Annotated in this window: 5 protein-coding genes; 4 read left to right on the plus strand and 1 reads right to left on the minus strand. The window is 64.2% G+C overall.

What is annotated here, in order from left to right:
* The coding region (locus tag A5707_RS10870) for a patatin-like phospholipase family protein (RefSeq protein ID WP_197495306.1) at positions 1 to 1,388 on the plus strand (1,388 nt) is incomplete at its 5' end.
* 167 nt (positions 1,389 to 1,555) lie between these two features.
* Positions 1,556 to 2,101 (plus strand): hypothetical protein, encoded by a 546-nt coding sequence (locus A5707_RS23800; protein WP_156657781.1) that lies wholly within the window; start codon positions 1,556 to 1,558, stop codon positions 2,099 to 2,101.
* A gap of 79 nt (positions 2,102 to 2,180) precedes the next feature.
* Here the strand turns inward: A5707_RS23800 and A5707_RS10880 are convergent, their stop codons facing one another.
* Positions 2,181 to 3,206: an adenylate/guanylate cyclase domain-containing protein gene (locus tag A5707_RS10880; RefSeq protein ID WP_065014500.1), complete on the minus strand. Its 1,026-nt coding sequence runs from the start codon at positions 3,204 to 3,206 to the stop codon at positions 2,181 to 2,183.
* A gap of 192 nt (positions 3,207 to 3,398) precedes the next feature.
* Between A5707_RS10880 and A5707_RS10885 the strand changes: the two genes are divergently transcribed.
* Both A5707_RS10885 and A5707_RS10890 read left to right on the plus strand, forming a co-directional pair.
* Positions 3,399 to 4,358 carry an NHL repeat-containing protein gene (locus A5707_RS10885; RefSeq protein ID WP_082969389.1) on the plus strand — a complete coding sequence of 320 codons (960 nt, stop codon included), beginning with the start codon at positions 3,399 to 3,401 and terminating at the stop codon, positions 4,356 to 4,358.
* A gap of 231 nt (positions 4,359 to 4,589) precedes the next feature.
* The coding region (locus A5707_RS10890; RefSeq protein WP_156657783.1) for a serine/threonine-protein kinase at positions 4,590 to 5,251 on the plus strand (662 nt) is incomplete at its 3' end.

Consider the following 5,251-nt stretch of genomic DNA (forward strand, 5'->3'; position numbering starts at 1 on the left):
CCGCGTCCGTTCGCGCCGTGCGTGACTCCGCGCTCATCCGAGTCACCAAGGCGGAATTCGACAAGATTGCCGACTCGGGCGTGCTCGCATCGCTAGTCCGAGCGCTCGCAACCCGGTTGTACGAAAACCCGCCGCCCGCAATACAGCGCAGGCCGGCACCCGCGGTGGTCATCGCTGTCGTCGGCGCCGACACCGGCGCGCCCGTATCGCTGGTGGCCACCGAACTGATCACCGCGTTATCGAGTCGGCTACGAGTGGCGAACCCGGGCCGCGTCGACCGTGACGGGTTGGACCGAGCCGAGCGCGCTGCGGACAAGGTGGTGTTGCACGCATGCGCCGATGACGGCGACTGGCGTGATTTCTGTCTGCGGTCGGCCGATCGTGTCGTGCTCGTGTCGGGTGACCCCGCACCGCGAGCGGAAACGCTGCCGCCACGGGCTGCGTGTGCGGACCTGGTGCTAGCAGGGCCGCCGGCCAGCCGGGAACACCGGCGCGCGTGGGAGGAACTGATAACGCCGCGGTCGGTGCATCCGGTCCGGCCCGACCACGCGGCTGATGACTTGCGTCCGCTAGCCGCGCGCCTCGCTGGCCGCTCGATCGGGCTGGTTCTCAGTGGTGGTGCCGCGCGGGCATTCGCCCATCTTGGGGTGCTGCAGGAGCTTGAGGCCGCGGGGGTGACGGTCGACCGTTACGCGGGGACCAGTATGGGAGCGATCATCGCGGGCCTCGCAGCCACCAGTAGGGAGGCTGCTGCGGTAGACGCCACTATCTACGAGTACTTCATCCGCAGCAACCCGACCAGCGACTACACGTTGCCGTCCAAGGGGCTGATCCGCGGGCGGCGCACGCTGGCGGCCCTCCGCAACGCTTTCGACGGGCAACTGGTCGAAGAACTGCCGCACGAATTCCGTTGCATCAGTGTCGATCTGCTGGACCGGCGGGCCGTTGTGCATCGGCGAGGCTTGATGGCCGACGTAGTCGGTTGTTCTTTGCGGGTGCCAGGTCTGTACGCGCCCGTCGTTTACGACGGGACGCTGCACGTCGACGGGGGTGTGCTCGACAACCTGCCCGTAGCAGCTTTGGAACGTGAGGACGGCCCGTTGATCGCGGTGACGGTAGGCAGCGGTCAGGCGCCAAACTCCGCCTTGAGAACAGACCCGGCGCGATCGCCACGGGTGCCGAACCTCATGGACACGCTCATGCGCACCATGACGATTGGTAGCGCGATGGCATCGTCGGAGGTGCTGGCGCGGGCCGACCTCGCGATCCACGCCGACACGAGCAGTATCGGATTTCTCGAGTGGCACCAGATCGACCGGGCCCGCGAGATCGGCCGGATCGCGACCCGTGAAGCCTTGCCGCGGATCATAAATTTAGTGCAGCGCTAGGGCTTTGAGTGCGCGCCTGGTGAAGTGAAATGCGTAAAGCTGTATTCCGGGGGGACATCGTATGCCTTTCTCTTTGCCCAATCGCTACCATCATCGGTTGAAAACCTTTGGCGGATGGTGGGATAGATCGCTGCCCGACGGCGCGGTGATTAGTCTGGGATAGCCCCATGAACATGCGCGACCTGCCGCAAAGGCGTGCCTGGAAATTGAGCAGGGTACATCTCGAATGGCCGGTTGCGTCGCCCGCCGGCGCCGCCAAGAATCCGCCAAGGCAACCCCCGCACCCTTACCCGGAGCATATGATTTCGTCCTTCGAACACCTCGGTTCTGGGTGTTCAGGGAGGTTGTGGGCGATGTGGCGGCAATTGTCAGGGTGGGAGAAGTTTCGATTCGTCGGCCTTGTTTTAGGGATGCTGGCAGGGGTCTTGGGGATCATCACCGGCGTGATGATCCGCGACGTGGGGGGCTGGGTTCAGGCCGCTGCCGCGGCGTCGGTGTTTTTCACGTGTGCCTCGCGACTGAACAAGTTGGTGGCCCGGGGTCGCGGCACGGGTCCCCCGCAGACCGACACGACCGAGACGTGGCCAGTCTCGCGCGTCGTGAACGCGAACGACGGATACTTCAAAAAGTGCCCGGCCTGTGGGAAATTCAGCCGCGACGCCAAGGTATGTAGGCGTTGCGGCCACGCCCTCACCGATAGAGTGATTGAGTGAAAGATTCTTGGTGAATTTTGGTGGTCGGCGTCCCCATTGTCCGCATTGCAAGGTCGCCCGCCGCCACGATTGCGCAGCGCTAACGCTGAGGAACGTCTTGCGAAGGCGTCGGTTCTGTGATGGGGGAGTCTGACCCGGTCGCCTTGCGGGCGATGACCGGAAATACGACCTCCATCCCGCTTCGGCCTTTGATCTCGACGGATTCGCTTGCACCCCAATCGAAGTGTGCTTCAACGGCGCGATGCACGCCGCTGGTCACCATCACTGCCGCCCGCCCCTGGCGACCCGCGAGCCCGGACAACCGGAACGCCACGTTGGTCGCGTCGCCGATCACCGCGTCGACCGACCTTGTCATTGCGGCCAAGGCGGCCATTCCCCGCACCACACCCCAGCCCATGTGGATCGGCGAGCCGTCCGGCCCGCGTAACGGCAGCTCGGGGGCGAGTTGCGCGACAAGCTCATTCGCGGCGAGGGCGAAGTCGACCGCGAGCTCGGCGGCATTCGGGAACCTGCTGGTCTCCCAGACCGCGAACAACGCATCGCCGGCGTAGTGATTGAGGCTGCCGTGGTGGGCCTGCAGGACGCCGCCTAGCCGATTCCACAGCGTGTGCAGGCTTTGCGCCATGACTTGCTCGTCTGTTACTTGCGAGATTGTCGAGTAGTTGACAATGTCGCCGACCACCATGACCATGGCGGCCTGGCCGATCCGTACCCGCGTGCGCTGCACGACCTTCGCAGGCACGGCGGTGAACTGTTGCGATGAAAAGATAAGCGACACACCGCCTACCCGGATCTCGTCGCCCGGGCGGATCGGCAACAGCACCGCGCGTTCTAGGCGCACGCCGTTGACCGACGTGCCATTGCTGCTGGTGTCCACCACGAAAGCCTGATCGCTTGCGGCATCGAGCCGGATCTCGAGATGCGTGCGGGAAATCTCGGGGTCGTCGATCAGCAGCCTGCGTCGCTCGCCGATACCAGCGCATTCCCGACCGACAAAGAGCTGATCAAAAATCGGCACACTGCGTTTGGAACTGCCGTCGTCGACGACGAGGTAGCCCAGCGGCTCTTCGGGCTGTCCGCCCGCCACCTTTTCGAAGGCCGCCATATCGCCTCGCCCGCAGTTCGTTGGTTTTCGAACTCGATCGGGCTGATCATACCGAGTGCGAGGTGGAAATGACGCCGGTTGCAGACCTGTTCGACCCCCGTCTGCCGGCCGTCGCCTGCCTGCTCGTCAAACGCGATTCGGCTTTCGGGCCGGATCGGTAATATCTGACGCGCGGGTTATGGAGGCCGGCCGATGGACCGGAGTAGTACATCGCCACCGTGGTGGCGTCGCAAACCGATGCGGGTGACGTTAGCCGTTGTCGCCGGGATCATCGTGATTCTGGCTGTCGGCGGCATCAAGGCATACCTTCTGTGGCCGCACTCGTCCGCACCCCCGCCAGGACACGCCCAACCCGCGCCGGCGGTGCTGCCGTTCACCGGCGTCACCGGCCCGAACAGCGTCGCGGTGGACAGCGCCGGCAACCTCTACGTCACCGACGAGTATCAGTCCGCCTCTCTCAACGGCCGGGTGTTGAAGCTGGCGGCAGGTTCGAGCTCTCCGATAGTGCTGCCGTTCAGCGGCCTCGTATTTCCCGATGGCGTGGCGCTCGACAGCGCCGGCAACCTCTATGTCGTTGACTCATCGAACAATCGGGTGCTGAAGCTGGCGGCCGGGTCGAGCGCCCAGACCGTGCTGCCGTTCACGGGACTCAACACTCCATCCGGTGCGGCGGTGGACGGCGCCGGCAATCTCTACGTCAGTGACTGTAAGAACGATCGGGTGCTGCAACTGGCGGCAGGGTCGAAGACGCAAGCGGCGTTGCCGTTCACCGGTATCGGCTGTCCCAACGGCGTGACGGTGGACAGCACCGGCAATCTGTATGTCGCCGATTATGTCGGCGGGCAGGTGGTGAAGCTGTCGTCCGGTTCGAGCGTGCAGGCTGTGTTGCCGTTCACCGGTCTAGTAGGTCCGCGCGGCGTGGCGGTGGACAGCGCAGGAAATGTTTATGTCACCGATTACGGTGGTCAGTCCGGGAGCAGTCGGGTGGTGAAGCTGTCGTCGGGGTCAAACGTGCAGTCCGTGTTGCCGTTCACCGGCGTCGCAGCCTCACAAGGTGGGTCGGCGTTTGAGGGTGTGGCGGTGGATAGCGCCGGCAACGTCTATGTCAGCGACTCCGGCGGCAATCGAGTGTTGAAGCTGGCGGCGGATTGACGCATCGCACCGCTGTCGTGAGGTAACCAAAACGCCTGCAGCACAACTTAATGGTCGCGCGCGTCAACCTGAGTGCGCAGCCAAAGCTCGTCAGGACGGTCATGGCAAGGGATTTCAACCGGCGGTCGGCGCGCGTTGGCCGGGGCGATCACCGGGTCGGCAAATCAGCCGGTAGGGAGGGCGGTGGGTCGCTAGCATGTCCCACCAGGGTGGGTGAGAAAGGCCCGACCGGTGGATGAGGTTGCGTTTGGGCGTTACCGGCTGATCGAACTGATCGGCGAAGGTGGCATGGGCAAGGTGTACAAGGCCCACGACACCGTGATGGGTCGCGATGTGGCGATCAAGGTGCTGCCGCCGGAGTTGGCCAGCGAACGGGGCTATGAAGACAGGTTCCGCCGTGAGGCTTATACCGCCGCCCGGTTGACCGAGCCGCACATCATCCCGATCTTTGAGGCGGGGGAGATCGACGGCCGGCTGTATTTGGTGATGCCGGTCATCGAGGGCATCGACATGCACAGTCTGCTGCAGCGTGACGGGTCGATGAGCCCGCAGCGAGCTGTCCAGGTGATCGAACAGCTGGCGGCGGCGCTTAACGCTGCGCATCAACACGGGCTGGTGCACCGTGATATCAAGCCGTCCAACGCATTAGTGACCGGTGACGATTTTGTGTATTTGATCGATTTCGGTATCGCTCACGACGCCTCAGCCGCCAGACTGACCAGCACCGGCATGATGGTGGGCACTTTGCACTATATGGCCCCGGAGCGCTTCACCACCGGCGCCGCCGATGCCCGCTCCGATGTCTACTCGTTGGCGTGTGTGCTCTATGAGTGCCTCACCGGCGCCACTCCCTATCCCGGTGACAGCATGGAGCAGCAGATCGCGGGTCACCT

It is taken from the genome of Mycobacterium kyorinense (genome assembly GCF_001672775.1).
Lineage (GTDB): Bacteria > Actinomycetota > Actinomycetes > Mycobacteriales > Mycobacteriaceae > Mycobacterium > Mycobacterium kyorinense_A.